A 26,214-nucleotide genomic window follows, 5' to 3' on the forward strand; every position below is an offset into this window, starting at 1 on the left:
CGGACTCACTGCATCTTGAACGGCACCGTGTAGCGCTTGCCTTCGACCTCGAGCGCCATCAACCAGTCGCGTTCGCCGGTCGCGCACACCGGCAGCATCACCGTCGCGCGCCAGCCGTCGCCTTCGGGCACGAAGCGGTAACGGTTGAAGCCCATGTCCATCACCGGCATGGTGAACTCGGCGTTCGGCGCGTCGCCCGACACGCCGTCGACGCGGATCTCGAACGGCGCGTCCTGGCGCGGCGGGCGCGTGAACAGCAGCCGCCCGCCTCCCGGCAGCTCGCAGCCCTGCTGCGGCACGCAGTTTAGCGGCTCGGCTTCTACAGGCTTGCCGTTCTGGTTCCAGTACCAACTGATCAGCGTGAACTTGATCGCCGCGACGGCGATCAGCGCGAGACCGACCGCGCCCCATTTCAGTTGCGAGCGCGTCATCGCCACGCCCCCCGCATCAGCGCGACGCCCTGCGCGCCGTGCGCGTAGGCGTCGGCGAGGTCGGCCGAGCTCAGGCCACCGAGCGCGTACACCGGCAGCGGGCAGCCTTCGGCGAGCCGGCATTCGAAGCCATCCCAGCCTAGCGGCGCGCTATCCGGGTGCGTCGGCGTCGGCTTCACGTGACCGAGCAGCAGGTAATCGGCGCCGAGCGCTTCGGCCTTTTCCTTCGCTTCCCTTCCGTGCACCGACGCGCCGACCCATTCGAAATCGGGGCGGGCATCCATCGCCATCAGCCGCGCCTCGCTCAGGTGCACGCCGTCTATAGGCAGACCTTCGAGCCACGCCGGATCGGCGTTTGCGAACACCTTGCCGCCGGCCGGGCGCACGCGCGCCGACACCTCACGCACGAAGCGCGCGAGTTCCTCCATCTGATAGCCCGGTTCGCGCACCAGCACCGCCGCGGGAGGTGCCTCGGCCAACCTTGCGAGAATGACTTCTTCACCGATTTCGTGCGCGCAGGTGATCGCCAGCACCGCCGGCAATTCGAGCGCCTTCAGGATAGCCCCGTTCGCCGGCAGCATCGGGCCGACGGTCAATTCGCCCGGCACCTGCCACGCGATTGTCTGCCCCTCACGCATCTCGAACTCGCCCGTCCAGTTCCACACGCGGTAAAAGCGCAGCCGCACGGTCGCGTGCTCGTAGACGTGGACCTTGGTCAGCCACGGCGTCGCCGCCTTCACGTCGATGCCGAGCTCCTCGTGGAACTCGCGACGCAATGCCTCGAACGGCGTCTCGCCCGGCTCGATCTTGCCGCCGGGGAATTCCCAGTAGCCGGCGTAGGGCTTGCCTTCCGGACGGCTGCCCAAGAGGAACCGCCCGTCGGCTGCTATCAGTGTGCCGGCGACCACGTCGACGATCTTGCTCATGCTTCGCACCCGGGGATCAGCGGGCGGCGCACCGCCCCGAGCCAGCCGGCCAGCCCCTGGCGGCGCCAGCGGAAGGCGTGCGCCTGCCAGTCGGGATCGGGCAGTGCCGGCGGCAGCAAAGGCTCTAGCCTCGCGAGCAAGCTTTCGGCGCGCGCGAGGAACGATTCGAGTCTATCCATCGTCGTCCTCAATCGCGCAGCGTGATCACCGGCCAGCCGCGCTCGATGGCGGTCGCGCGCAGCACGTCGTCCGGGTCGACCGCGACCGGGTCGGTCGCCTTTTCCAGCAGCGGCAGGTCGTTGCGCGAGTCGCTGTAGAAGAACACCTTGTCGTAGCTGTCGAGGCTCTCGCCGCGCTCGGCCAACCATTGCTCGAGGCGCGTGATCTTGCCGCTCTGAAAGCTCGGCACGCCGCGCGGCTTGCCGGTGTAGTTGCCGTTCCCGTCTTCTTCGAGCTCTACCGCGATCAGGTGCTCGACGCCGAGTTCGCGCGCGATCGGGCCGGTGACGAAGCGGTTGGTCGCGGTGATGATCATCACGAGGTCGCCCTGCGCCTCGTGCGCGGCCAACAGGTCGCGCGCCTTTTGCGGGATGATCGGCCTGATGTGCTCTTCCATGTACTGCGCATGCAGCGAATCGAGACGCGGGCGGTCGAAGCGCGCCAAGGGCGTCAGCGCGAATTCGAGGAATTCGTGGATGTCGAGCGTGCCGGCCTTGTACTGCTCGTAGAACGCGTCGTTGCGCGCGTGGTAGACGTCGGCGTCCAAGAGGCCTTGCTTGATCAGGAAACGCGGCCATTCCACGTCGGAATCGCCGGCGATCAGGGTGTTGTCGAGGTCGAAAAGCGCGAGGTTCATGAGGGACTCGAGGTAGTTTGCAGGATGTTCTTCACCAGCGGCACGGTGATCGGGCGCCTGAGCGCGAGCGAGTAGCGGTCCAAGAGGTCGATCATGTCGACCAGGCTCGCCAGGTCGCGCCGCCAGTGGGTAAGCAGGTAGCGGAACACGTCTTCGGGGATCGCCAGCTGGCGGGTCTCGGCGTGGCGCGCGAGCGCGGCGAGCTTGTCGTCGTCGGACAGCGGCTTCACCTCGAACACCAGCCCCCAGCCGACGCGGGTGCGCAGGTCGTCGCGCAGCGCGAGCATCATCGGCGGCTGGCGGCCGGCCATCAACAGGCGCCCCTCGCCGGCTTCCTTCAGCGAGTTGTAGATCGAGAACAAGGTGATCTGGTCGTCCGGGTGCAGGTCGTCGACGTGGTCGACGGCGATGTAGCTGGCTTCGCGCGCGAACTCGGGCAGGCGCTCCTGGCGCGCGTCGAGATAGATCGACGCGCGTCCCAGCGCTTCGGCGTGCGCGATCCACGCGTGCAACAGGTGGGTCTTGCCGCTGCCCGGCTCGCCCCACAGGTAGAGGAAGCGCTCGGCTTCCGGATCGATGAGGGCGGTCACCACCTCGCGGTTGCGCTCGGCGACGAAGCTGTCGAAAGCGGGCAAGGGTTCGGGGCTGAGGTTGAGAACGAGTTGATCCATCCGTGCGGCGGGCGATGCAGGCTTCTGTCAAGCCCGCTATTCTACGCGCAAGGGGCAATCGGCGAAACCGCAAGGGGACGCCGCACGCGGGGTTTCCCGGCTACGCGGGAAAACCAGGGTTTATTAAAATACAGGCACTTGGCGACGGCACCCGCGCCTTTCCCCCGCCCCCTGGGGTGACGGTCTGGAACACGATCATGCCGTCGCCGCGCGTTTCAACCCCCGATCGCTCTTTGCGGAGTCCACCTTGAGCACGCAAACCCTCAGTTACCGCGATGCCGGCGTCGATATCGACGCGGGCGACGCGCTCGTTGAAAACATCAAACCGTTCGCCAAACGCACGATGCGCCCGGAAGTCCTCGGCGGCCTCGGCGGCTTCGGCGCGCTGGTGGAAATCAGCAAGAAGTACCAGGAGCCGGTGCTCGTCTCCGGCACCGACGGCGTCGGCACCAAGCTGAAACTCGCCTTCGACTGGAACCGCCACGACACCGTCGGCATCGACCTCGTCGCGATGAGCGTCAACGACATCCTGGTGCAGGGCGCCGAACCGCTGTTCTTCCTCGACTACTTCGCGTGCGGCAAGCTTAACGTCCCGCAGGCGACCGAGGTGATCAAGGGCATCGCCCAAGGCTGCGAGCAGGCCGGCTGCGCGCTGATCGGCGGCGAGACCGCCGAGATGCCGGGCATGTACCCGGTCGGCGAATACGACCTGGCCGGCTTCGCGGTCGGCGTGGTCGAGAAGTCGCAGGTCATCACCGGCCGCGACATCGCCCCGGGCGACGTGGTGCTCGGTCTGGCGTCCAACGGCGCGCACTCTAACGGCTACTCGCTGGTGCGCAAGGTCATCGACCTCGCAAAACCCGACCTCGACGCGCCGTTCGACGGCGACAAGACGCTGCGCGAAGCGGTGATCGCGCCGACGCGCATCTACGTCAAGCCGCTGTTGGCGCTGATGGCTGCGCTGCCGGTCAAGGGCATGGCGCACATCACCGGCGGCGGCATCACCGAGAACGTGCCGCGCGTGCTGCCAGACAACGTCGTCGCGCAGATCGACAAGTCGGCGTGGACCTTCCCGAAGCTGTTCCAGTGGCTGCAGGACGCCGGCAACGTCGAGTTCGCCGAGATGGTGCGCACCTTCAACTGCGGCGTCGGCATGGTGGTGATCGTCGCCGCCGAGCACGCAGAAGCCGCGACCCAACAGCTTGCCGCCGCCGGCGAAACCGTCTACCGGCTTGGCGCGATCCGCGCCCGCGACGGCGAAGAGCACCAGACGCAAGTCGCTTAAAGCGCGTCTTCGCCCCCTCATTGCGCTGTCAGCCCTCGCGGCGGCAGCGCTTTTCGTTTATAAGGCGTGGGAAGACCCCGTGTCGACCCGCACCACGCACCGCCAGCATCGATCATGAAAAACATCGTCATCCTGATTTCCGGCCGCGGCTCCAATATGCAGGCCATCGTCGACGCCCGGATCCCGGGCGCGCGCATCGCCGCGGTCGTCAGCAACCGGCCCGACGCGGCCGGCCTCGCGTGGGCGAAGGAGCGCGGCGTCGAAACCGCCGTGCTCGACCACAAGGGTTTCGACACGCGCGAAGCGTTCGACGCCGCGCTCGCCCAAACCATCGACCGCTACGAACCCCATCTCGTGGTGCTCGCCGGCTTCATGCGCATCCTGACCCCCGGCTTCACCGCGCACTATTCGGGAAGGCTGATCAACATCCACCCGTCGCTCTTGCCGGCCTTCCCCGGGCTGCACACGCACCAGCGCGCGATCAACGAAGGCTGCCTGATCGCCGGCTGCACCGTGCACCTGGTGACCGCCGAACTCGACCATGGCCCGACGCTCGCGCAGGGCGTGGTGCGCGTGCTGCCCGGCGATACCGAGAACACCTTGGCCGCTCGCGTGCTGACGCTCGAACACGTTCTCTACCCGCGCGTCGTGTCGTGGTTCGCCGACGGCCGCATCCGCATCGCCGCCGACGGCTCGGCCAACCTTGAAGCCGTAGCCGTCGCCGAGCGCCTCTTGATCAAGGAGGACTGATCCGCGCCATGCGCCGTCTTCGCCTGTTCGCTCCCGCGCTGATCGCCTCCTTCGTCGTGCATGCGCTGCTGCTCGGCGGCGCAGACTGGCTGCCTGCCATCGTGATGCCGACGCCGCCCGAAAAGCTCGAGCCGATCACGGCGAAGCTCGCAGCGCAACGGATCGACACGCCCGAAGCCGCGCCGGCAGAAGTCCAGAGCGACACAGCCGCGCCCGCCCGGCTCAAGCCGGCGAAGCCTAAAAAACCTAGACACGACGCGTCCGCCCCGGCCGACGACGTCGCCCGCAAAGCGTCGGCACCGGCCAGCCAGACCGTCGACGCCCCGGCGAGCAGCGGCGAAGTCCTCACGTCGGCCCCCGCCTCCTCTCCAACCGCCGAAACCGCCCAAACGGCGCCCGATTTCGGCGCGCCGAGCGCGGCGGCCGGGCGCTTCCCGCAGCAAATCACCGTGCGTTATCGGCTGTATTGGGGCAGACTGTCGGCCGGCAGCGGCGAAGTCCGTTGGCAGCGCGAAGCCGGCCGTTACCAGCTCGACGCGTACGCGAGCGCGATGATCGGCCCCAAACTGCACTACCGCTCCGAAGGCCTGATCGGCCAGCACGGCCTGGTGCCCGAGCGCTACCAGGCCTGGCGCGACGACGCCGAGCGGGAAAGCGCGGCCTTTGACTGGCAGAACGGCAAGCTCGACTTCGGCGACCGCGACAAAGACAGAGAAAACACCGAGCTGCAGCCCGGCGCGCAGGACTTCGTCAGCCTATCCTGGCAGCTGGCGATCACCGGCGGCGCCGACTTGGGCGACACCTTGCAGATCACCAACGGCCGCAAGGTGTACCGCTACCCGCTCAGGCTCGCCGGCCAGGCGCACTACCCGGACGAGAACGGCATCCCGGTGCTGGTGGTCAGAAGCCAAAATGAAGGCGAGCTGACCGAATTCTGGCTGGCGCCCGACTTCAACAACCTGCCGGTGAAGATCGTGCGCATCGACAAGAAGAAAACCATCGAGCAGCACGCCACGCGAATCGACATCAACGGCAAGTCCGTCTGGGACCTGCCGTCTAGGAACGACAGACAAGACCCATGAGCCTCAAAGCCCCGCAATTGAAACATCTGGTCGAAGTGATCACGCGGATGACCGCGTTCGATCGCCCGGCCGACGCCGTCCTCTCCGCCTATTTTCGCGAGAACACCAAGCTCGGCGCGCAGGACCGCCACCTGATCGCCGAGACCGCCTTCGCCTGCCTGCGCCGCCACGCGATGATGAGCGCGCTGTGCGCGCCTCACCCGACGTCGCGCAAGCTCGCGCTCGCCACGCTGGTGCGCGTGCGCGGCATGAACCTGCGCGAGCTCGAAGACGCCGACCTGAGCAAGGCCGAACTCGCCTGGATCGCCGAACTGAAGGGCAAGGCGCCCGAACTCGACCTCGCCGGCCAGACCGAACTGCCGGCGTGGGTGATCGAGCGCCTCGGCACCGACAATGAAGACGACATCCGCGCGCTCGCGAAGGGCCTGATGGAATCGGCGCCGCTCGACCTGCGCGTGAACACGCTGAAGATGAAGCGCGACGCGGTGCTCGAGAGCCTGCGCGCCGGCGGCTTCGAAGCCGAGCCGACGCCGTTCTCGCCGATCGGCATCCGCATGAAGGGCAAACCGGCGCTGAACCGCCACCCGCTGTTCCTCGAGGGCGCGTTCGAGATTCAGGACGAAGGCAGCCAGCTGCTGGGCCTGATCATCGGCGCGCGCCGCGGCGAGATGGTGGTCGACTTCTGCGCCGGCGCCGGCGGCAAGACGCTGCTGCTCGGCGCGCAAATGGCGAGCACCGGCCGCCTGTACGCGTTCGACGTGTCGGAAAAACGCCTCGCCAACCTCAAGCCGCGCCTCGCGCGCTCGGGGCTGTCCAACGTGCATCCGCAGCTGATCGCGCACGAGAACGACGCGCGCATCAAGCGCTTGGCCGGCAAGGTCGACCGCGTGCTGGTCGACGCGCCGTGTTCGGGCCTGGGCACCCTGCGCCGCAACCCCGACCTCAAATTCCGCCAGAGCCCGGCCAGCGTCGACCGCCTGAGCGCGATGCAGGCGAGCATCCTCGAGAGCGCCGCGCGGCTGGTGAAGGTCGGCGGCCGCCTCGTCTACGCGACGTGCAGCGTGTTGCCGCAGGAGAACCGCGCCGTGGTGAACGCCTTCCTCGACGCGCACCCGGAGTTCGAACTCGTGCCGATGAACACGCTGTTGGCCGAGCACAAGATCGCGCTCGACACCGGCAACTTCCTCGAGATGGCGCCGCACAAGCACAACACCGACGGCTTCTTCGCCGCGGCGCTGACGCGCAAGGCCTGAGACACGGCCGGGGCTCGCGCCGGCATTTGACCGGAGCTCGCACCGGCCCCTAAAATAACCCATTGAAACAGTCAAGTATTCAACCGCATTCAGCAAAGGGTTTCAGATGAGCGCGCAGGACACCATCCGCCAAACCGTCACCGGCAATCCGGTGGTCTTGTTCATGAAGGGCTCGGCCCAGTTCCCGCAGTGCGGCTTCTCCGCGCGCGCGGTGCAGATCCTGGTCGCCTGTGGCCGCGAGGACTTCGTCACCGTCGACGTGCTGGCCGACCCGGAAATCCGCCAGGGCATCAAGGACTACTCGAGCTGGCCGACCATCCCGCAGCTGTACGTGAACGGCGAGTTCCTCGGCGGCTCGGACATCATGTTCGAGATGTTCCAGTCGGGCGAACTGCAAAAGCTGCTCGGGCAGGAATAAGGCGGACGGCAAGGCGCCGTCCTGGCGCCTACGCATCGCGACGGCGGCGGTTCGGGAATACAATCTTGTATTCGCCGGCCGCCGCCGGTTCTTTTGCCGAGCGCCGCGCCCTTGCCGGCCCGCGGCGACCTTGATGGAGTCTTGCCGATGTTGATGGAACTGGAACGCGCCACCCTCCTCGTGATCGATGTACAGGAAAAACTGGTGCCGGCGGTGCACGACGCCGATCGGCTAGTCGCGCGCACGCGCTGGCTGCTTGAAGTCGCGGCCGACCTCGGCCTGCCGACGGTGATCTCCGAACAGTACCCGAAGGGCCTCGGCCACACGCTACCGACCTTGCTCGACGCCGCGCCAGGTGCGCAGGTGGTCGACAAGGTGCACTTCTCCTGCGTCGCCGGCGCCTGTCTGCCCGACAGCCTGATGGCGCGCGACCAGGTGATCGTGTGCGGCATGGAGACGCATGTGTGCGTGCTGCAGACGGTGCTGGAGCTGCGCGCGGCCGGCAAGGACGTGTTCGTCGTCGCCGACGCGGTCGCCAGCCGCAGCGTCACCGACCACGAACTGGGCCTCGCGCGCATGCAGGGCACCGGCGCACAGATCGTGTCGCGCGAGATGGTGTTGTTCGAACTGCTGAAGTCGGCGAGCCACGAGCGCTTCCGCCACATGAGCAAGACCTATCTGATGGGCGAGCAACCGTAAGGCTGCCCGTTCAGGACAAAAAGCTCGGCCAACCTCTCAGAGGTTGGCCGAGCTTTTTCATGCGTCCGATGCGGCGAACCTTCCATCGACCAGGTTCAGCACGCGCGTACAGGTCGACGCCAGCCGTGCGTCGTGCGTGACGATCAGGAAGGTGACGCCGTCGTCGCGGTTGATCTCGCGCATCAGCGCGAACACGTCGGCGGCGGTCTGCGTGTCGAGGTTGCCGGTCGGTTCGTCGGCGAGCACCAGCCGCGGCCGGTTGGCGAGCGCGCGCACGATCGCGACGCGCTGCTGCTGGCCGCCCGACAGCTGCACCGGGCGCTTGCCGGCGTGCGCCGAGAGCCCGACGCGTTCGAGCAGCGCTTGGGCGCTTTCACGCGCGCCCGGAGGCAGTCTTCCCTCGCCGGCGAACACCGGCATCAGCACGTTTTCCAACGCGGTGAACGCCGGCAACAGGTGGTGGAACTGGAACACGAAGCCGAGGTAGCGGTTGCGTAGCTTCGTGCGCGCGGCGTCGTCGAGCGCCTCGGCGCGCTCGCCGGCGATGGTCAGCTCGCCGCCGCTCGGCGGCTCGAGGAGGCCCATGATGTTGAGCAGCGTCGACTTGCCCGAGCCCGACGGCCCGATCAGCCCGACGAACTCGGATTCTGTTAGAGAAAGGTCGATGCCGTGCAGCACCTCGACCCACGGCGCCTCGCCGCCGCCGTAGCCCTTGCGGATGCCGGCCAGATTCAGCACCTCAGCCATGACGGATCGCCTCGACCGGGTCGAGCCGCGACGCGCGCCACGCCGGCGCGAACGCCGACAGCACGCCGACCGCGGTCGCGACGCCTGCGGTGACGTAAAACAGGTCGGCGGTGATCACGACCGGGAACAGGGGGCTGCCGTCCGGCGTGATCGCGATGCGCGAGAAAAACACCGCCAGCGCCACGCCGAGCGCCGTGCCGAGCAGGGAGCCGACGCAGCCGACGATCGCGCCCTGCAGCAGGAAGATGCCGCGGATGCGCGAGGCCGGCGTGCCCATCGCGCGCAGGATGCCGATCTCGCGCTGCTTCTGCACCACCGACACCACCAAGACGCTGGCGATGCCGAGCGCGACGGCGAAGGTGACGAACACGCGGATCATCGTGCTCGACGCGCTCTGGCTGCGTAGAGCGACCACCAGCTGCGCGTTGTTGTCCTGCCAGCTGTCGGCGTCGAGTCCGGTGAGGCGCTCGGCACCCGCCTTGAGCGCGTCGGCATCGAACAGGTCGTCGGCCTTGAAATAGAGCTCGGTCACGTCGAGCCGATAGCCCGACAGACTCTGCGCGGCGCGCAAGGGCAAGAGCACCCAGCGCCGGTTCAGGTCCTTGAGGCCGAAGTCGAGCACCGCGCTGACGGTGAAGCTCTGCGCGGCGCCGGTGGCCGACACGAGGCGCAGTCGCGCGCCGGGCGCGAGGCCGAGTTCGCGCGCGAGCTCGCGGCCGACCATCGCCGAACCGGTCGGCAGCGCGATCGTCCCCGCCATCCGCTTGGATTCGAGCGGCACGACGCGCGCGTAGTCGTTAAGCTCGACGCCGATCAGCGACACCGACTTGCTGACGCCGCCCTTCTTCGCGAAGCCCGGTCCGCTCGCGACCGCGGCGCCGGCGGCGACGCCCGGCAAGGCGCGCACCGCGGCGAGCTTCTTCTGCCAGTCGTCTATGGTGTTCTCGCGCTGCGTGCGCTTTTCGACGTCGGCGAGCACCGCGCCGCCCGGCTGCGGCGACACCTGCCGCCGGTTCTCGTCCTCGCGCGGCTTGAGCACCAGGTGCGCCTGCGTCGACAGCGTCTTGTCGATGATGTTGGCCTGCAGACCGCCGACGACGGCGGTGATGTAGACGACAACAGCCACGCCAATGGTCACGCCGCCGAGGATCAGCAGCGTCTGGAAGCGCCCCTCGCGCATCAGCCTCAACGCGACCGTGATGACGAAGTTCATCGCATGTCCTTAGCGTGCGCGCGCTGCCCGGCGGCCAGGTCCTCAGGTTCGACGACGACGCGCGTCCCCTCGGCCAACCCATGCTTCACCTCGACGCGACCGTCGCTCTCATCACCCGTCTCTACCGCGCGGTAGACGAGCCGGCCGCCGTCGACCACCAGCACCCCGCTCTTCGACCCGTCGCGCACGAGCGCGCTCGACGGCAGCAGCATCGCGCGCGGCCGGCGCGACACGATCACCTCGGCCGACACCGTCATCCCCGACTTCAGCCAGACGGGCGGCGCCGGCAAGGCGAGGTCGACCTCGAGCGTGCCGCGGTCGCGGTCGACCTGCGCGCCGACGCGCGACACCGTCGCCGCGAACGGCTCGCGCGGGTAGGCGTCGGCCGCGACGCGCGCGTCCTGGCCGACGCGTAGCCGCGCGAGGAAGCGCTCGTCGACGTCGAGCTTGACCTCGGGATCGCCGGCGCTGACGAAGGCGAGCACACCGCGCCCGGCGTTCACCACGTCGCCGGCCTCGACGTCGCGGCGCGCGAGGACGCCGTCGTCGGGCGCGACGAGCGTCAATTGCTCGCGCCGGCTGCGGCTCGCGGCCAGCGCGGCGACGGCCGCGTCGACTTGGCGTCGCGCCTGCTCGGCGCGCAGCCGTTCGGCGTCGAGTGCCGCACGACTGACGAAGCCCTCGCCGTACAGCGCCTCCTGGCGCGCGAGCTGCCGCTCGGCCTCGGCCGACGCCGCGCGAACGGCGGCAAGGTTGGCCGAGGCCTGCGCCTCGGCGGCGGCGGCCTCTTGCGACTCGAGCCGCAACAGCACCGTGCCGCGCCGCACTCTCTGCCCCTCCGCGATGGGCGCCTCGATCACGCGCGCGGTCAGCGTCGGCCCGAGCAGCGTCTCGGCCGGCGCGCTGACGCGGCCTGTCGATACCACCGTCTCGATCACCGGCTGGTAACGCGCGGTCACCACGGCCACTTCCGGCCCGCGCCACAGCCGCCAGCCCAGCGCGGCCAGGCCCGCGACGACGGCCGCGAGCAGCAGATAAGGCATGACAGGACGGGAAAAAATGCGTCGCATCGGGGCGGTTCGCGTTAGCATTCGGGGTTCGTCATCGGCGCGCCGTGCCGCGCGCCCGCAAAACCACAAGGAGAAGACTCATGGCCCGTTTTCAGGACGTGCTGGCCGCGCTACCGGCCTGCGACCATCTCGATGCGCTGGAACTGAGCGACGCGACCGGCAACGCCGTCGCGCGCCTCGCCAACCAGCCCGGCACCGCCGGTTCGGTGAAGGTCTACCACGCGCTGTTCCAGGAGTTCGGCGCGATCGACGCCGCCGCCGCAACCAAGGGACTGGAACTGTACGCCGAGCATACCGACGACGCGCGCGCCTTCCCCGGCAAACACCCTAATATCGACCGTCTGTTCGCGATCGCCGACGGCGCGCCGGCGCTCGCCGTCACCCTGATTCAGCGTAGCTGAGGCCCCGGGGCTCGGCCAACGTCGCCCCCCGACGCGCCAAACAAAACGGGCAACCCGATGGGTTGCCCGTTTTTCGATTCGACCACGACGCGGATCAGCGACCGCCGCGCGGCGATTCCACCTTGTAACGCGGCGGCAGCAGCAGAGCCGATACTTCGCGGCGACGGCTGCCCGGACGACCGATGGCGCGCCGCGGCGCAGGCTCGGCCAAGCCTGCGGCAACGCCCGCCGAATTGCCGTAAGTGCCGACCGGCGCAGCGTTGGCCGAGGGGTGGCGCGGCGCGCCGTTGGTCGCACTCTTGCGCGCCGGAGCCGGAGCCTGAGCCGCCGCCTGCACCGGGGCCGGTGCGGCTTCTGCCGCCGGTTTCGCACGCGGCACCCACGACGGCCAGAAGCCTTCGACCGGCTCGGGCTTGAGCGCCTGGCGCGTCAGCTTGGCGATCGCCTCGAGCTGTCGGCCTTCGTCCTCGCCCATCAGCGAGATCGCGACGCCGGTCGCGCCGGCGCGGCCGGTACGGCCGATGCGGTGCACGTAGTCTTCCGGTGCGTTCGGCAGCTCGAAGTTGACGACGTAGGGCAGATCGGACACGTCGAGACCGCGCGCGGCGACGTCGGTGGCGACCAGCACGCGCAACTCGCCCGACTTGAACGACGCCAGCGTCTCGAGCCGCACGCCCTGCGCCTTGTCGCCGTGGATCGCCTCGACCGACAGGCCGTCGCGCTTCAGGTCGCGCGTGAGCGTATCGACGCCCTGCTTCGTCCGGCAGAACACGATCACCTGGCTCATCTCGCGCGTCTTGATCAGGTGCGACAAGAGGTGACGCTTGCGGCCGGCGTCGACCTGGTAGATATGCTGCTCGACCTGCTCGTTGGTCGCGTTCTGGCGCGCCACCTGCACGAGCTCAGGGGTGCGCATGAAGTCTTCGGCGAGTTTCTTGATCTCGGGCGCGAAGGTCGCCGAGAACAGCAGCGTCTGGCGCTGCTTGGGCAAGAGGCTGAGGATCTTGCGGATGTCGTTGATGAAGCCCATGTCGAGCATGCGGTCGGCTTCGTCGAGCACCAGCATTTCCACCTTGTTCAGGTGGATGCTCTTCTGCTGCACGTGGTCGAGCAGGCGGCCCGGCGTCGCGACGACGATCTCGACGCCACGGCGCAGCGCTTCGGTCTGCGGGTCCATGTTCACGCCGCCGAACACGACGACGTGCTTGATCGGCAGGTATTTGGTGTACGCCGCGACGTTCACCGCGATCTGGTCGGCCAGTTCGCGCGTCGGCGACAGGATCAGCGCCCGCACCGGGTGCATCGCCGGCGACGCGCTCGAGTTGGCGAATTTTTTCAGCCGCTCGAGGATGGGCAGCATGAAGGCGGCGGTCTTGCCGGTACCGGTCTGGGCGGCGGCCAGCAAGTCGCGCCCGGTCAGTACCTTGGGGATCGCAGCCGCCTGGATCGGCGTCGGCTGCGTATAGCCCAGCTCCTCGATCGCCCGTTGGATTTCGGGCGTCAGGCCTAGCTCGGCAAAAGACATGTCTTACTCCTGACAACAAAGTCGGGTGCGAAGCCCGAGAACCGGACGACGCACCCGCGTATTTTATTCAATCGATGCAGAGGATCAGCCCAGCTGCTGCGCAAGGCTGATGAGAAAGACCAGCGCCAGCCACAGCAACACCGTGCGCCATACCAGTCCGACCGCGCTCTTCAGATAGTTAGGGTCGGCCTCGTCGCCGACACCCAGCTCGGGGCGGAACTTCACCGTGTAGTCCTGGCGCAGCGGGTCGCCGAGCTTCACGCCGATCGCGCCCGCCGCCGAGGCGAGCAGGATACCGTTGGCGTAGTTGCCCCAGGTACGGGCCTGCGAGCGCCAGCAGTACACCGCGTCCTCGAAATCGCCCATCACCGCGAAGCTCGCCGCAGTCAGGCGTACCGGCAGATAGTCGAGCCAGGCGACGGCACGGCTGGCGAAGCGGCCGAAGCGGTCTTCTTCCTGCTGACGGTCGCCCCACTTCTGCCCTAGCATCAGCGCGAGCCGGTACAGCACCGCGCCGGTCGGACCGGGCAGCAGCACGAACCAGAACATGGTGCCGAACACGTGGCGGTAGCTGTCGACGACGCCCTGCTCGATCGCCAGGCGCGAGATCTCGTTCACCGACAGTTCGGCGGTCGGCTGGCCGGTCCACTGCGCGAGCGTGGTGCGCGCGTCGAGGTCGCGCCCTTCGGCGAGCGCCTGCGAAATCTCGGAGAAAGCGCTCGAGAAGTGGCGGAAGCCCATCGTCAGGTACAGCACCAGCACGTTCCACGCGAGCGCCAGCGCCGGGCTGACCTTGTGAAGCGCCCAGTACACGCCGAGGGTGACCAGCACCGGCGGCAGGATGGCGGCAAACCACGCGGCGACGCCGTGACGATTGGAGCCGGCGTTGAGCGTGCGTTCCAGATGGTTGGCGTAGCGGATGAACAGGTGCCAGACGCGGTTGCGGTTGCCCAGCGGTCGAAACTGTTCCAGCGCCAGCGCCACGATCAGCGATAACAGGGTCATGGGTTGCTTAGGGTTGTTCTGTGGCCCGGGCTTGAAGATACCACAAGGACGCTGCCGCGCCCACCGATGCGCCGGGGTCCCTTTCCTCGCAAGGCATCCTGCGAGATTCACGCAGGGCGCTGGTTTCTTGTAGGAATGGACGATCCCCGCCGCACGGGATGTGCAGCGGGCTCATGAAGCGATGCGCTCAGGCCGAACCGAGATGACGCCCGCCGGACATCACCTGCCCCTGGCTGCCGTCGCGCTCGTAGCCCATCGTCGCCGCTGCGGCGCTCTTGAGCACCGCGAGGGCCTCTTCGACCCGCTCCAGCCTATCGCCCATCAAGCGCCCGTTGACCTGGTTGACCGAACGCGTGCGTGCGAGCGTCACTTCCAGCGCCTCCCACGCGCTCAGCGCTTCCGGTTTGTCGGCGAGCCAGGCGTTGAGGCTGGCCGCGTCGACAAGCCCGGCCGAGCGCATCACAGCGGCGCGTTCGCGCGACGGTTCTTCGAGCGCGCGCAGTTGTTCGGCCTTCTGCTCGGCCAACGCTTCGAGGGCGCTCACCTCGCGGCCGACCAGCGCACGCTGTTCGGCCTCGAGCGTCGCCAGGAGCGTCGCCAGCGCGGCGATTTCCTCGCGGCACAGTTCGGCAAAGCGTTCGGCGGTTTCGTTCATCGATGCGGTCTTCCTGAAAAACGAATCCCCGCCGGCGTTCGGCAGGGATGGGGAGGATGGCTCAGCGGCCGAGCAGTTCGCGCGCGCTCGTGATCAGCTTGTCGGCGATCGCACCGGCGTCGACCCGGAACTCGCCGGATGCGATCGCCTGCTTGATCGCGTCGACCTTGGCGGCGTCAAAGCTCGGCTCGGCGCCGAGGCTGCGCTCGACCGCACCGATCTTGCTCGCCAGCGGGTTGATCGCGACGCTTTCCTGCTCGGCGCCGTCGGTTTTGACGTGGTCGCGCGGGGCGGTTTTGGCCGGTCCGGAGTAGTTCGCGAGCGCCTTGCCTGCGTTGTCGATTTTCATGACGAAACCTTCTGCTGCAATTCTATGCGTTCATTATCGGTTCGAATCGGCGCAACTTGAGAATTATTTGCTCAGAAAGCCAGACGTACGCTGCCGTCCTTCTGCACCTCGCCGCGCACCTGGCGCCCCGAAGGCATGCGCACCGACACCTCGTCGCCGACCGCGGCGTTGGCCAGCGCCTTGCCCTGAGCGGCCACGGAGAGGCCGTCGCTGAGCGCGTGCACCATCACCGGCTGGTTGGCGTGCACCGCCCTCGGCGCCGCCAGCATATAACGGCGCACCCACGCGCCTTCGGGCAGACCGCTCCGGGCGACCTGGCCGACCGCCGCTTCGGCGACGTTCAGCACCTGACGCCCGAGCGCCGGATTCGGCAAGGAGGCAAGGCGCACGTCGGACGCCGACAGCGTCTCTCCGGCCGCTACGCGCCGCGTCGTCACCAGGCCCATGCGCGATTCATCGATGCCGACCGGGAAACGCACCTGCCAGCCGGCGGCAGGGCAACGCACTTCGACATAGGTGTTGCCGCTTTGCGCGCTGCCGGCCGGCCAGCCGGCGGCAGGTGCCGTACACGCCGGCAAGTCGAGTTTCCCGCTCGGGCGAACGAGCTTGTAAGTCACGCCGCGCGGCTTGAGTTCGGCGTCGAGAAAGGCGCGAACCGGCGCCTCGAGCGAAGCCCAGCCGCCCGCCGCAGCGGCGTGCGCCGCGCCGGCGCTAAGAAAGGCCAGTGCCAGGTATCGCGAAATCTTCATGCCGGCCATTCTACGGCGCTTCTGCCGCCATGAAAAACGGCCGCTCTTTACGAGCGGCCGTTTCGCCACACCCGCTTGGCCGAGCCTGTCGGCATCAAGCCAGCGCCTTGGCGATATAGCTTTTCACGTCATCGGCGGCATTGGCGCCGAATTCGGTCACCTTCTGCGGCAGATCCTCGATGCCGTCGAAGCCGGCCGGACGCGGCGGCTGTTTGCCGAGCGCCTCTACGATGGTCTCGGCGAACTTGGCCGGCAGCGCGGTCTCGAGGCAGACGACGGTCTCGCCGGCGCGGCGCACTTCGCGCGCGACCTTGATGCCGTCGGCGGTGTGCGTGTCGACCACGACGCCGTCTTCACGATCGACCTTGCGGATGGTATCGAGACGGTCTTCGTGCGTGCTCTTGCTCGACACGAAGCCAAAGCGCTCGCGCACCTCGGCCAACTTGGCCGACAGGTCGAAGCCCTCACCGGAATCGACCTTCGCCCACAGCGCGCGCACCTGTTCGGTGTCGCGGCCGACCAGGTCGAACACGAAGCGCTCGAAGTTGGACGCCTTGGAGATGTCCATCGACGGGCTCGAGGTGATGCGGGTCTCGACGCTGGTGCGCGGGCGGTAGACGCCGGTGCGGAAGAATTCGTCGAGCACGTCGTTCTCGTTGGTCGCGACGATCAGGCGCTCGACCGGCAGGCCCATCTGGCGCGCGATGTGGCCGGCGCAGACGTTGCCGAAGTTGCCCGACGGCACGCAGAAGCTGACTTGCTCGTCGTTGCTCCCGGTCGCCGCGAAGTAGCCCTTGAAGTAGTACACCACCTGCGCGACGACGCGCGCCCAGTTGATCGAGTTGACCGTGCCGATCTTGTACTGGGCCTTGAACGCGTGGTCGTTCTGCACCGCCTTGACGATGTCCTGGCAGTCGTCGAACATGCCTTCGATCGCGATGTTGTGGATGTTGGCGTCCATCAGGCTGTACATCTGCGCGCGCTGGAACGCGCTCATCTTGCCGGCCGGCGACATCATGAACACGTTGACGTTGTGCTTGCCGCGCATCGCGTATTCGGCGGCGCTGCCGGTGTCGCCCGAGGTCGCGCCGACGATGTTGAGCCGCTCGCCTTTCTTGTCCAGCACGTACTCGAACAGGTTGCCGAGCAGCTGCATCGCCATGTCCTTGAACGCCAAGGTCGGGCCGTTGGACAGTTCGAGGATCACGAGGCCATCTTTCAGCCGCTTGACCGGGGTGATGTCGGCAGAACCGAATACTTCCTCGGTGTAGGTGCGCTCGACGATGTCCTTGAGGTCGGCCGCCGGGATGTCGTCGGCGAACAGGCTGATGATCTCGAATGCCAGCTCGGCGTAGGAGAAATTGCGCCACGCGTCGAGCTGGGCTCGGCCAACCTTGGGATAGCTTTCCGGCAGCGCGAGGCCGCCGTCCGGGGCGAGGCCCATCAGGATGGTGTCGGAGAACGGCAGCGGCGCAAGGCCGCCGCGGGTACTGATGTAACGCATGTTTCTTTACCGGTGAGTAAGGCAGGCGAAGGCCGCCTGCTCGAGGAGCTGCTTGAGCCGCGGGTCTTCCTTGAACTTGATCTCGCCGCCGATGATGCCGATCACGTCTTCCTTCGACAGCGACGCGCTGACCTTCTCGGCGGTACAGCCGCACACGCGCTCGGGGTTCGGACCGGCCAGCAGCTTGCCCCAGGCCGAGTCCTGCGCCTTGTTCACGCAATAAAGCGACAGCCCCTTCTGCGTGATCTCGCGGCCCTGGCCGGCCAGGGGTTCGGCCAACGTCGTGCTGCTCACGATGGCGAGCAGCGCCGCGGCGACAAGCAGCTTAGCCATTGAGCTCTTCCATCCGGATGCGCACGACCTTGCCTACGACCGACTCGAGCGCCTCGATCGCGGCGATCGCGGTATTGACGCGCTTTTCCTCTACGCGATGGGTCAGCAGCACCACCTCGGCCGGCTCTTCCGGGTTCACGCCTTTCTGGATCACCGCCTCGATCGAGATGCCTTCCTCGGCCAACAGGCGGGTGATGTCGGCGAGCACGCCGGTGCGGTCGGCCGCTTCGATGCGCAGGTAGTAGCTGCTGACGACGTCGTCGATCGGCAGGATGGGCAGGTCTTGCAACTGGTCCGGCTGGAACGCCAGGTGCGGCACGCGGTGTTCCGGGTCGGCGGTCGCCAGGCGCGTCACGTCGACGATGTCGGCGACCACCGCGCTGGCGGTCGGCAGCGCGCCGGCGCCGGCGCCGTAGTACAGGGTAGGGCCGACGGCGTCGCCCTTGACCAGCACCGCGTTCATCACGCCGTTGACGTTGGCGATCAGGCGGCCTTCCGGGATCAGCGTCGGGTGGACGCGCAGTTCGACGCCCTTGTCGGTGCGGCGCGTCAGGCCCAAGAGCTTCACGCGGTAGCCGAGTTCCTCGGCGTACTCGATGTCCTTGCCGGTGAGCTTGCTGATGCCTTCGAGGTAGCACTTGTCGAACTGCATCGGGATGCCGAACGCGAGCGCCGCCATGATGGTCAGCTTGTGGCCGGCGTCGTGGCCTTCGACGTCGAAGGTCGGGTCGGCTTCGGCGTAGCCGAGACGCTGCGCCTCGGCCAGCACGTCGGCGAAGTCGCTGCCCTTCTCGCGCATCTCGGTCAGGATGAAGTTCGACGTGCCGTTGATGATGCCGGCGATCCACTCGATGTGGTTGGCCGACAGGCCTTCGCGCAGCGCCTTGATGATCGGAATGCCGCCGGCGACCGCCGCCTCGAACGCGACCGTCACGCCCTTTTCCTGCGCCTTCGCGAAGATCTCGTTGCCGTGGATGGCGAGCAGCTTCTTGTTGGCGGTGACGACGTGCTTGCCGTGCTCGATGGCCTTGAGCACGACTTCCTTGGCGATGGTGTCGCCGCCGATCAGCTCGACCACGATGTCGACTTCGGGATGGGTCGCGACGGCGAACGCGTCGTCGACGAGCAGGACGTCGTCGCCGCACACTTCGCGCGCGCGCACGAGGTCGCGGTCGGCCGCCATGAACAGGCGGATGTCGCGGCCGGCGCGGCGGCTGATTTCTGCGGCGTTGCGTTTGAGCACGGTGGCGGTGCCGCCGCCTACGGTGCCCGCCCCGATCAGACCAACGTGGATCGGCTTCATGATTTCTCCCTGGTTCGTCTATGGTTTGGCAGTTTCAAGACCGCCTGGCGAGCCGTCCATTTGACGGCTCGCCGGGCGGCCCTGGCTAGCAGGGCCTGCCGTCCTTAAAGCGTACCGTGGCGGCGGCGGTAGTCCTCGAGGAAGCCGCCGATGCGGCCGAACGCCTCGATCAGGTCGTCGCTGTTCGGCAGGAACACGACGCGGAAGTGGTCCGGCGCGACCCAGTTGAAGCCCGAGCCCTGCACCAAGAGCACCTTCTCCTGCTGCAACAATTCAAGAATGAACTGCTGGTCGTCGACAATCGGGTACATCTCGGGGTCGAGGCGCGGGAACAGGTAGAGCGCGCCTTGCGGCTTCACGCAGGAGACGCCCGGGATCTCGGTCAGCATCTTGTGCGCGAGGTCGCGCTGGCGGCCGAGACGGCCGGTCGGCATGACCAGGTCGGCTATGCTCTGGTAGCCGCCGAGCGCGGTCTGGATCGCGTACTGGCCGGGCGCGTTCGCGCACAGGCGCATCGACGCGAGCATGTTCAGCCCCTCGATGTAGTCGCGCGCGTGCTTCTTCTCGCCCGACACGCTCATCCAGCCGGCGCGGAAGCCGCACGCGCGGTAGTTCTTCGACAGGCCGTTGAAGGTCACGCACAGCACGTCGGGCGCCAGCGACGCGATCGACGTGTGCTTGGCACCGTCGTACAGCACCTTGTCGTAGATCTCGTCGGCGTAGACGATCAGCTGGTGGGTACGCGCGATCTCGACTAGCCCAGCGAGGATCCAGTCCGGGTACAGCGCGCCGGTCGGGTTGTTCGGGTTGATGACGACGATGGCGCGCGTGTTCGGCGTGATCTTGGCGCGGATATCGTCGAGGTCGGGCAGCCAGCCGGCCGACTCGTCGCACAGGTAGTGCGTCGCGCGGCCGCCGGCGAGGCTGACCGCCGCAGTCCACAGCGGGTAGTCAGGCGCCGGCACCAGCACCTCGTCGCCGTTGTCGAGCAAGGCCTGCATCGCCATCACGATCAGCTCGGACACGCCGTTGCCGATGTAGATGTCGTCCATGCCGACGCCGGGCAGCTGCTTCTCCTGTGCGTAGTGCATGATCGCCTTGCGCGCCGAGAACAGGCCCTTCGAATCGGTGTAGCCCGACGCGTTCTGCAGATTGGCGATCATGTCCTCGATGATTTCATCGGGGGCAAAGAAGCCGAACGGCGCCGGATTGCCGATGTTGAGCTTGATGATGCGATGGCCTTCTTCCTCCATCGCCTTCGCGTGCTCGAGCACTGGTCCGCGGATGTCGTAACAGACTTTGGCGAGTTTCTGCGATTTGTGAACGGGCTGCATGCTGGGCTGTACCGATTCTTTGTCGACGCGCTGGGCGCGGCTCTCTAAGGTTGATGTCCGATTCTTGTCTTGCTTGAGTCCTGGCAGACACGGGCCGCGTGCGCGCCGGGGAAGGTATAATCCTATCCGAATCTGTGGTGCGCTGCACGGGCGTGAAGCCGGCGGCGCCAGCCCACCCCAAGCGAGATCCCGCCCCATGAAACTGCATCAATCGAAGAACAACGGCAATCTGTTCACCGGCTACGGAGACGGCTTCGTGCTGATCAACGACGAACGCTTCGAGGGCAACCTCGTCGTCACCGCCGACAGCGTCACCGCCTGGCCGGTCGGCGCGTTCGACGCGCTCGAAGCCGGGCACTTCGCCCTCGTCGCCGACATGGCGCCCGAGGTCGTGCTGTTCGGCAGCGGCAAGACGATCCGCTTCCCGCACCCGCGCCTGACCGCCGCGCTGACCAACCGCGGCGTCGGCGTCGAGGTGATGGACACGCAGGCCGCGTGCCGCACCTTTAACATCCTGATGGCCGAGGACCGCAAGGTGATCGCCGTACTGTTCACCTGAGCGCGCGCGGCGCTGTCAAAAAAGGTTGGCCGAGCCTCTTGCGGGGCTCGGCCAACCTTTTTGCTTGAGCGCGAAACGTCAGCGCCAGAACAGCAAGCCGACCAGCAGGATCGCGATCACGCCCAAGAGGAAGTTCTGCCGCTTCTGTTCGCGCATCAGGTGCGTGTAACCGGTGATCAACAGCTCGGCGTGCTTGGCCGACAGCGCCTCGTTGATCTTCCTCGGCAGCGCCGGCAAGGTGGTCGCCCAGTTCGGCGCCTCGTTCTTGAGGGTCTTGATGAGACCGCGCCATCCGACCTGCTCGTTCATCCATTTGACGAGGAAGGGTTTGGCGGTCGCCCACAGATCCAGATCCGGATCGAGCTGGCGGCCGAGGCCCTCGATATTGAGCAGCGTCTTCTGCAGCAACACCAGCTGCGGCTGGATCTCGACGTTGAAGCGCCGGCTGGTCTCGAACAGGCGCAGCAGCACCAGGCCGAACGAGATCTGGCTCAACGGTTTTTCGAAGATCGGCTCGCACACGGTGCGCACCGCCGCTTCGAGCTCCTCGGCGCGCGTGTCCTTCGGCACCCAGCCCGATTCGATGTGCGCGGTCGCGACGCGCAGGTAGTCGCGGTTGAAGAACGCGAGGAAGTTGACCGCCAGGTAGTGCTTGTCGAGCTCGGTCAGCGATCCGACGATGCCGAAGTCGAGCGCGATATAGCGGCCGTCGGGCGCGACGAAGATGTTGCCCGGGTGCATGTCGGCGTGGAAGAAGCCGTGGCGGAACACCTGGGTGAAGAAGATCTCGACGCCGAAGCGGCTAAGCTTTTTCAGGTCGACGCCGGCGTTTTTGAGCGCATCGATCTGCGACACCGGGATGCCGCGCATCCACTCCATCGTCATCACCTGCCGGCTGCACAGGTCGAAGTAGACCTCGGGCACGATCAGCTGGTCGGAGCCGACGAAGTTGCGCCTCAGTTGCGACGCGTTGCCCGCCTCGTGCATCAGGTCGAGCTCGTCGTGCAGGTGGCGGTCGAATTCGGCGACCACCTCGCGCGGCTTCAAGCGCTTGCCGTCGGGCAGGTAGCGCTCGACGAGGCCGGCCAGCGTCCTCATCAGCGCGAGGTCCTGGGCTATCACCGGCGCGATGCCTGGTCGCAAGACTTTCACCGCGACCTCGTGGCCGGGCGAACCATCGGCGTTCTTAAGCCGCGCGTAGTGCACCTGCGCCACCGACGCGCTCGCGACCGGCTTGAGGTTGAATTCGGCGTAGAGCGCGTCCAAGGGTTGGCCGAGGCTTTGCTCGATCACACGCTTGGCGTCCTCGCCGGGGAAAGGCGGCACCCTGTCCTGCAGGCGTGCGAGTTCGTCGGCGTAGTCGGCCGGCAGCAGGTCGCGCCGCGTCGACAGCACCTGGCCGAACTTGACGAAGATCGGACCGAGCGATTCGAGCGCGAGGCGCACGCGCACCGGCAAGGGTTGGCCGAGGTCGCGCGGCACCGGCACCAGCGTCATCAGGCCGTGGATCAGACGCAGGCGCGGACGATCCTCGAAGAATTCGTCGAGACCATAACGGTAGAAGGTGGACGCGATCTTGATAAAACGGGTGAGGCGCATTCGGGGTCAGTCGCCCTTTTCGATTGGGGCTTGGCAGGCGGCTTCGAGCCGGGCGAGGCGTTTGTCGCAACGTTCGATGTCGTCGCGCAGCGCATCGACCTCGGCGACGAAGCGGTTCACGTCGTGCTTTTTCGCGAGCAGCGGCGCTTCTTCGCGCAGGTGTTCTAGCCAGTTCTCGGCCAGACGCCAGCCGACCGCGCCCTTGAAGCCGAGCACGCCCTTGACGACGGTCTCGAGCCGGTGTGCGGCGGCGTCGCCGACGAGGCGCGACGCGTCTTCAGTCGCATCCCACTTCAGCTTCGCGATCACGCGCGCGACCAGGCTCGCGAGCTCGGCGTCGCCTTCGAGCAGCACGTCGGACAGCGCCGGCTCGCGGCCGGTCAGCGTCGAGATCGCTGCGCCGTGCTTCAGGCGCACCGTCGCCTCGGGTTCGCCCTCGCAGGCGGCAAGCCAGCCCTCCTCGGTGATCACGCCCTCGACCGACAGCGGAGGCAGGCGGACCGCCACACGCCGGCCGGCGCGGGTGGCGAGTTCGGCGCGCAGCACCGGGTGCTGGTTGATCAGGTGGTTGAACACGGCAATCGAGAGGCGCATCGCGTTATCCGTCATTAGGCCGCGCTCGAGCGCGACAGCAGCAGTTGGGCGCCAAGGCCGATAAAGAGCGCGCCGCAGGCGCGGTCGAGCCAAGCGCCTACCCCGCCGCTGCCGCGCAGCCAGGCGCCGAACTTCGACGCGGCCAGCGCGATCACCAGGCACCACAGCGTGCCGGTCGCGACGAAAGTCAGGCCGAGCAGCAGGAAGGGCAGCCCACCGGCGCCCGGCGCGACGAACTGCGGCAGGAAGGCGAGAAAGAACAGCGCGACCTTGGGGTTCAACAGGTTGGTCAGCCAGGCCTGGCGGAACAGCGCGACGCCGGACAGAACGGGCGCCAGGCCGGGCTCGGCCAACCTTGAGCGCCCGGCCCGGAGACTCTGGATACCGAGCCACACGAGGTACAGCGCGCCGACGATCTTGACGACCTCGAACGCCAGCGCCGAGGTCGCGAGCACCGCCGACAGCCCGGCCGTGGCGAGGAAGGTGTGCGACAGCGCGCCCGCGCCGATGCCGAGCGCCGACAGCAGGCCGGCGCGGCGGCCGCGGCTGACGCTCTGCCCGAGGATGAACAGCGTGTCCGGCCCCGGAATCAGGTTGAGCATCACGCTGGCGGCGACAAAGGCGCCGAAATGCTGGATACCGTCCATCGCACTTCCCCTTGCTGACTGTGAACTTGAGGTCTTAGAACTTGTAGCCCTTGTGCAGCGCGACCACGCCGGCAGACAGATTGTGGTAGTCGACCTTGCCGAAGCCGGCGTCCTGCATCATGGCTTTGAGCGTCTCCTGGTCCGGGTGCATGCGGATCGATTCGGCCAGGTACTGGTAGCTTTCCGCATCATTCGCGACCAGCTTGCCCATGATCGGCAGCGCCTTGAACGAATACAGGTCGTAGAACGGCGACAGCGGCTTCCACACCTTGGAGAATTCGAGCACCAAGAGCTTGCCGCCCGGCTTGAGCACGCGGTACATCTCCTTGAGCGCCGCGTCCTTGTGCGTCATGTTGCGCAAGCCGAAGGCGACCGACACCAGGTTGAAGTAGTTGTCCGGGAATGGCAGCTTCTCGGCGTCGGCGAGCGACACCGGCAGCACGAGCCCCTCGTCGAGCAAGCGGTCGCGGCCGACGGTCAGCATCGAGCTGTTGATGTCGGTCAGCCACACTTCGCCGGTCTTGCCGGCGCGGCGGGCCCAGCCTCGCGACAGGTCGCCGGTGCCGCCGGCGATGTCGAGCACCTTGTCGCCCGGCTTCACGCCGGCGGTGTTCAGCGTGAAGTGCTTCCACACGCGGTGCATGCCGCCCGACATCAGGTCGTTCATCACGTCGTACTTCTGCGCGACCGAGTGGAACACCTCGGCGACCTTCTGCGCCTTTTCCGATTCGGCGACGTTCTTGAAGCCGAAATGGGTCTGTTGATCGCTCATGCGTCAATCCCTCGCTGCGCCGGCCGCGGCCAGGCGGTTCAGATAATCCTGCCAGTACTGTTCGCGCTTGGCGCCCAGCTCGTATAGGTAGCTCCAGCTGTAGAGGCCGGAATCGTGGCCGTCGGTGAACACCAGCTTGACCGCGTAGTGGCCGACCGGTTCGATCGCGGTGATGTTCACGCCGCGCTTGCCGACCTGCAGCACCTCCTGGCCGACGCCGTGGCCGCGCACCTCGGCCGACGGCGAATACACGCGCAGGTATTCGCACGACAGTTCGAAGCGCGCGCCGTCCTCGAAGGCGATCTCGAGGATCTTCGACTGCGAATGCAGCTGGATCTCGGTCGGCACCGGGCTATCAGGTTTCAGTCCGGACATCGGGCGTCTCCTTGTTCGCGCTCGAGCAGCATCGCGTCGCCGTAGCTGAAGAAGCGGTATTCGTGTTTCACGGCATGCTGATAGGCCGCGCGGATATTGTCGTAGCCGGCGAACGCCGATACCAGCATCAACAGCGTCGACTTCGGCAGGTGGAAGTTGGTCAGCAGGCGGTCGACCACGCGGAAGCGGTAACCCGGCGTGATGAAGATGTCGGTCTCGCCTCGGCCGGCCTTCAGCTCGCCCTGCTGCGCCGCCGACTCGAGCGCGCGCATGCTGGTGGTGCCTATAGCCATCACGCGACCGCCTTTAGCCTTCGCTTCGGCGATCGCGTCGACGGTCGCCTGCGGGATCTCATAAATCTCGCTGTGCATCTTGTGCTCGGCGATGTTCTCTACACGCACCGGCTGGAAGGTGCCGGCGCCGACATGCAAGGTCACGTAGGCGAGCGTCACGCCTTTTGCGCGAAGCTCGGCCAACGTCTCGTCGGTGAAGTGCAGGCCGGCGGTCGGCGCGGCGACCGCGCCCTGCTCTCGCGCGTAGACGGTCTGGTAGCGCGCATCGTCGTCGAGGTCGGTGTCGCGCTCGATATAGGGTGGCAGCGGCAGCCTGCCCGACGCCTCGAGGATGTCGAACACATTGTCTTGTGCAAGGAAACGCAGCTTGAACAGCTCGCCGTCGCGCTCGACCATCTCGGCCTGCCAGCGGCCGGCGAAGGTGATCAGCCCGCCCGGTTTGGGCGACTTGCTGGCCCTGACGTGTGCGAGCACGGTATGCGCGTCGAGCACGCGCTCGACGAGCGCCTCGACCTTGCCGCCCGACGCCTTCTCGCCGAACAGCCGCGCCTTGATCACGCGCGTATCGTTGAACACCAGCACGTCGCCGGCGCGGGTCTGATCGACGAAGGAGGCGAAGGTGCTGTCGGTGCGCTGCGCGCCGTCGACGAGCAAGAGGCGGCTCGCGCCGCGCTCGGCCGGCGGGTGCTGCGCGATCAGGTTTTCGGGCAGGAGGTAGTCGAAATCGGAGAGCTGCATGGCGGAATCTTGATGCGGAATCGGCCTATTATACCTTGTGGCTTAGGCAGCGGGCGCGCGGCGACTTCAGCGGGCTCA

31 protein-coding genes are annotated in these 26,214 nt (G+C 67.2%); 8 read left to right on the forward strand and 23 right to left on the reverse strand.

The window, feature by feature from the left end; all coding sequences use genetic code 11:
- Positions 1 to 5: 5 nt before the first annotated feature.
- The 5 genes from DWG20_RS02035 to hda are packed head-to-tail and all read right to left on the reverse strand — an operon-like array spanning position 6 to position 2,884.
- Positions 6 to 431: a hypothetical protein gene (locus DWG20_RS02035; protein ID WP_115432189.1), complete on the reverse strand. Its 426-nt coding sequence runs from the start codon at positions 429 to 431 to the stop codon at positions 6 to 8.
- On the reverse strand, positions 428 to 1,357 hold the full coding sequence (locus DWG20_RS02040; RefSeq protein ID WP_181880953.1) for a Nudix family hydrolase: 930 nt from the start codon (positions 1,355 to 1,357) through the stop codon (positions 428 to 430). The genes DWG20_RS02035 and DWG20_RS02040 overlap by 4 nt, the downstream gene beginning before the upstream one ends.
- Positions 1,354 to 1,536, reverse strand: coding sequence for a hypothetical protein (locus DWG20_RS02045; protein WP_245944755.1), 183 nt, complete (start codon positions 1,534 to 1,536; stop codon positions 1,354 to 1,356). Before DWG20_RS02045 ends, DWG20_RS02040 begins: the two co-directional genes overlap by 4 nt.
- Before the next feature lie 8 nt (positions 1,537 to 1,544).
- On the reverse strand, positions 1,545 to 2,213 hold the full coding sequence (locus DWG20_RS02050; protein ID WP_115432191.1) for a histidinol-phosphatase: 669 nt from the start codon (positions 2,211 to 2,213) through the stop codon (positions 1,545 to 1,547).
- Entirely contained in the window at positions 2,210 to 2,884 is a 675-nt protein-coding gene (gene hda / locus DWG20_RS02055) for a DnaA regulatory inactivator Hda (RefSeq protein ID WP_115432192.1), read from the reverse strand. The genes DWG20_RS02050 and hda overlap by 4 nt, the downstream gene beginning before the upstream one ends.
- A 247-nt stretch (positions 2,885 to 3,131) precedes the next feature.
- On the opposite strand from hda, the gene purM reads away from it, so the two are divergent.
- The 6 genes from purM to DWG20_RS02085 all read left to right on the forward strand — a co-directional run bounded on the left by purM (position 3,132) and on the right by DWG20_RS02085 (position 8,371).
- Entirely contained in the window at positions 3,132 to 4,169 is a 1,038-nt protein-coding gene (purM, locus tag DWG20_RS02060; protein WP_115432193.1) for a phosphoribosylformylglycinamidine cyclo-ligase, read from the forward strand.
- 114 nt (positions 4,170 to 4,283) lie between these two features.
- Positions 4,284 to 4,919, forward strand: a complete 636-nt coding sequence (gene purN, locus DWG20_RS02065) for a phosphoribosylglycinamide formyltransferase (protein WP_115432194.1) — start codon at positions 4,284 to 4,286, stop codon at positions 4,917 to 4,919.
- 8 nt (positions 4,920 to 4,927) lie between these two features.
- Positions 4,928 to 6,001 (forward strand): DUF3108 domain-containing protein, encoded by a 1,074-nt coding sequence (locus DWG20_RS02070; RefSeq protein WP_115432195.1) that lies wholly within the window; start codon positions 4,928 to 4,930, stop codon positions 5,999 to 6,001.
- A complete protein-coding gene (locus DWG20_RS02075; protein ID WP_115432196.1) occupies positions 5,998 to 7,254 on the forward strand; it encodes an RsmB/NOP family class I SAM-dependent RNA methyltransferase in 1,257 nt (418 codons plus the stop codon). The genes DWG20_RS02070 and DWG20_RS02075 overlap by 4 nt, the downstream gene beginning before the upstream one ends.
- Positions 7,255 to 7,360: 106 nt before the next feature.
- Positions 7,361 to 7,672, forward strand: coding sequence for a Grx4 family monothiol glutaredoxin (gene grxD / locus DWG20_RS02080; protein WP_115432197.1), 312 nt, complete (start codon positions 7,361 to 7,363; stop codon positions 7,670 to 7,672).
- Positions 7,673 to 7,819: 147 nt separating this feature from the next.
- A complete protein-coding gene (locus DWG20_RS02085; RefSeq protein WP_115432198.1) occupies positions 7,820 to 8,371 on the forward strand; it encodes a hydrolase in 552 nt (183 codons plus the stop codon).
- Between the two features lie 57 nt (positions 8,372 to 8,428).
- Here the strand turns inward: DWG20_RS02085 and DWG20_RS02090 are convergent, their stop codons facing one another.
- The 3 genes from DWG20_RS02090 to DWG20_RS02100 are packed head-to-tail and all read right to left on the reverse strand — an operon-like array spanning position 8,429 to position 11,374.
- The gene (locus DWG20_RS02090) at positions 8,429 to 9,118 is read right to left on the reverse strand and encodes an ABC transporter ATP-binding protein (RefSeq protein WP_115432199.1); all 690 of its coding nucleotides are present in this window, start codon (positions 9,116 to 9,118) and stop codon (positions 8,429 to 8,431) included.
- Positions 9,111 to 10,331 (reverse strand): ABC transporter permease, encoded by a 1,221-nt coding sequence (locus DWG20_RS02095; protein WP_115432200.1) that lies wholly within the window; start codon positions 10,329 to 10,331, stop codon positions 9,111 to 9,113. Before DWG20_RS02095 ends, DWG20_RS02090 begins: the two co-directional genes overlap by 8 nt.
- Positions 10,328 to 11,374: an efflux RND transporter periplasmic adaptor subunit gene (locus DWG20_RS02100; RefSeq protein ID WP_181880954.1), complete on the reverse strand. Its 1,047-nt coding sequence runs from the start codon at positions 11,372 to 11,374 to the stop codon at positions 10,328 to 10,330. Before DWG20_RS02100 ends, DWG20_RS02095 begins: the two co-directional genes overlap by 4 nt.
- Positions 11,375 to 11,481: 107 nt before the next feature.
- Between DWG20_RS02100 and DWG20_RS02105 the strand changes: the two genes are divergently transcribed.
- Positions 11,482 to 11,802, forward strand: a complete 321-nt coding sequence (locus tag DWG20_RS02105) for a DUF2322 family protein (protein WP_115432202.1) — start codon at positions 11,482 to 11,484, stop codon at positions 11,800 to 11,802.
- A 94-nt stretch (positions 11,803 to 11,896) separates the two neighbouring features.
- Here the strand turns inward: DWG20_RS02105 and DWG20_RS02110 are convergent, their stop codons facing one another.
- The 9 genes from DWG20_RS02110 to DWG20_RS02150 all read right to left on the reverse strand — a co-directional run bounded on the left by DWG20_RS02110 (position 11,897) and on the right by DWG20_RS02150 (position 20,559).
- The gene (locus tag DWG20_RS02110; protein ID WP_115432203.1) at positions 11,897 to 13,327 is read right to left on the reverse strand and encodes a DEAD/DEAH box helicase; all 1,431 of its coding nucleotides are present in this window, start codon (positions 13,325 to 13,327) and stop codon (positions 11,897 to 11,899) included.
- A gap of 84 nt (positions 13,328 to 13,411) precedes the next feature.
- Entirely contained in the window at positions 13,412 to 14,332 is a 921-nt protein-coding gene (locus DWG20_RS02115) for a CobD/CbiB family protein (protein WP_115432204.1), read from the reverse strand.
- A 187-nt stretch (positions 14,333 to 14,519) separates the two neighbouring features.
- Positions 14,520 to 14,987 (reverse strand): flagella synthesis protein FlgN, encoded by a 468-nt coding sequence (locus DWG20_RS02120; RefSeq protein ID WP_115432205.1) that lies wholly within the window; start codon positions 14,985 to 14,987, stop codon positions 14,520 to 14,522.
- 61 nt (positions 14,988 to 15,048) lie between these two features.
- On the reverse strand, positions 15,049 to 15,336 hold the full coding sequence (gene flgM / locus DWG20_RS02125) for a flagellar biosynthesis anti-sigma factor FlgM (RefSeq protein WP_115432206.1): 288 nt from the start codon (positions 15,334 to 15,336) through the stop codon (positions 15,049 to 15,051).
- Positions 15,337 to 15,407: 71 nt separating this feature from the next.
- Positions 15,408 to 16,085 carry a flagellar basal body P-ring formation chaperone FlgA gene (gene flgA / locus DWG20_RS02130; protein WP_181880955.1) on the reverse strand — a complete coding sequence of 226 codons (678 nt, stop codon included), beginning with the start codon at positions 16,083 to 16,085 and terminating at the stop codon, positions 15,408 to 15,410.
- A 94-nt stretch (positions 16,086 to 16,179) separates the two neighbouring features.
- The gene (thrC, locus tag DWG20_RS02135) at positions 16,180 to 17,589 is read right to left on the reverse strand and encodes a threonine synthase (RefSeq protein ID WP_115432208.1); all 1,410 of its coding nucleotides are present in this window, start codon (positions 17,587 to 17,589) and stop codon (positions 16,180 to 16,182) included.
- A 6-nt stretch (positions 17,590 to 17,595) separates the two neighbouring features.
- On the reverse strand, positions 17,596 to 17,922 hold the full coding sequence (locus tag DWG20_RS02140; protein ID WP_115432209.1) for a hypothetical protein: 327 nt from the start codon (positions 17,920 to 17,922) through the stop codon (positions 17,596 to 17,598).
- Entirely contained in the window at positions 17,915 to 19,225 is a 1,311-nt protein-coding gene (locus DWG20_RS02145) for a homoserine dehydrogenase (RefSeq protein WP_115432210.1), read from the reverse strand. The genes DWG20_RS02140 and DWG20_RS02145 overlap by 8 nt, the downstream gene beginning before the upstream one ends.
- Before the next feature lie 104 nt (positions 19,226 to 19,329).
- A complete protein-coding gene (locus DWG20_RS02150) occupies positions 19,330 to 20,559 on the reverse strand; it encodes a pyridoxal phosphate-dependent aminotransferase (protein ID WP_115432211.1) in 1,230 nt (409 codons plus the stop codon).
- Between the two features lie 196 nt (positions 20,560 to 20,755).
- Between DWG20_RS02150 and DWG20_RS02155 the strand changes: the two genes are divergently transcribed.
- Complete coding sequence (locus DWG20_RS02155; protein ID WP_115432212.1) at positions 20,756 to 21,118, forward strand: Mth938-like domain-containing protein; 363 nt, start codon at positions 20,756 to 20,758, stop codon at positions 21,116 to 21,118.
- A 78-nt stretch (positions 21,119 to 21,196) separates the two neighbouring features.
- On the opposite strand, the gene ubiB is transcribed toward DWG20_RS02155, so the two are convergent.
- The 6 genes from ubiB to queA are packed head-to-tail and all read right to left on the reverse strand — an operon-like array spanning position 21,197 to position 26,136.
- Positions 21,197 to 22,717: a ubiquinone biosynthesis regulatory protein kinase UbiB gene (ubiB, locus tag DWG20_RS02160; RefSeq protein ID WP_115432213.1), complete on the reverse strand. Its 1,521-nt coding sequence runs from the start codon at positions 22,715 to 22,717 to the stop codon at positions 21,197 to 21,199.
- 6 nt (positions 22,718 to 22,723) lie between these two features.
- Positions 22,724 to 23,311, reverse strand: coding sequence for a ubiquinone biosynthesis accessory factor UbiJ (locus tag DWG20_RS02165; protein WP_115434707.1), 588 nt, complete (start codon positions 23,309 to 23,311; stop codon positions 22,724 to 22,726).
- A gap of 14 nt (positions 23,312 to 23,325) precedes the next feature.
- Entirely contained in the window at positions 23,326 to 23,958 is a 633-nt protein-coding gene (locus tag DWG20_RS02170) for a LysE family translocator (RefSeq protein WP_115432214.1), read from the reverse strand.
- A 34-nt stretch (positions 23,959 to 23,992) separates the two neighbouring features.
- Positions 23,993 to 24,730 carry a bifunctional demethylmenaquinone methyltransferase/2-methoxy-6-polyprenyl-1,4-benzoquinol methylase UbiE gene (gene ubiE, locus DWG20_RS02175; RefSeq protein ID WP_115432215.1) on the reverse strand — a complete coding sequence of 246 codons (738 nt, stop codon included), beginning with the start codon at positions 24,728 to 24,730 and terminating at the stop codon, positions 23,993 to 23,995.
- Between the two features lie 3 nt (positions 24,731 to 24,733).
- Positions 24,734 to 25,105, reverse strand: a complete 372-nt coding sequence (locus DWG20_RS02180; RefSeq protein ID WP_115432216.1) for a gamma-butyrobetaine hydroxylase family protein — start codon at positions 25,103 to 25,105, stop codon at positions 24,734 to 24,736.
- Entirely contained in the window at positions 25,093 to 26,136 is a 1,044-nt protein-coding gene (queA, locus tag DWG20_RS02185; protein WP_115432217.1) for a tRNA preQ1(34) S-adenosylmethionine ribosyltransferase-isomerase QueA, read from the reverse strand. Before queA ends, DWG20_RS02180 begins: the two co-directional genes overlap by 13 nt.
- Positions 26,137 to 26,214: the final 78 nt, after the last annotated feature.

The organism is Crenobacter cavernae, assembly GCF_003355495.1.
GTDB lineage: Bacteria > Pseudomonadota > Gammaproteobacteria > Burkholderiales > Chromobacteriaceae > Crenobacter > Crenobacter cavernae.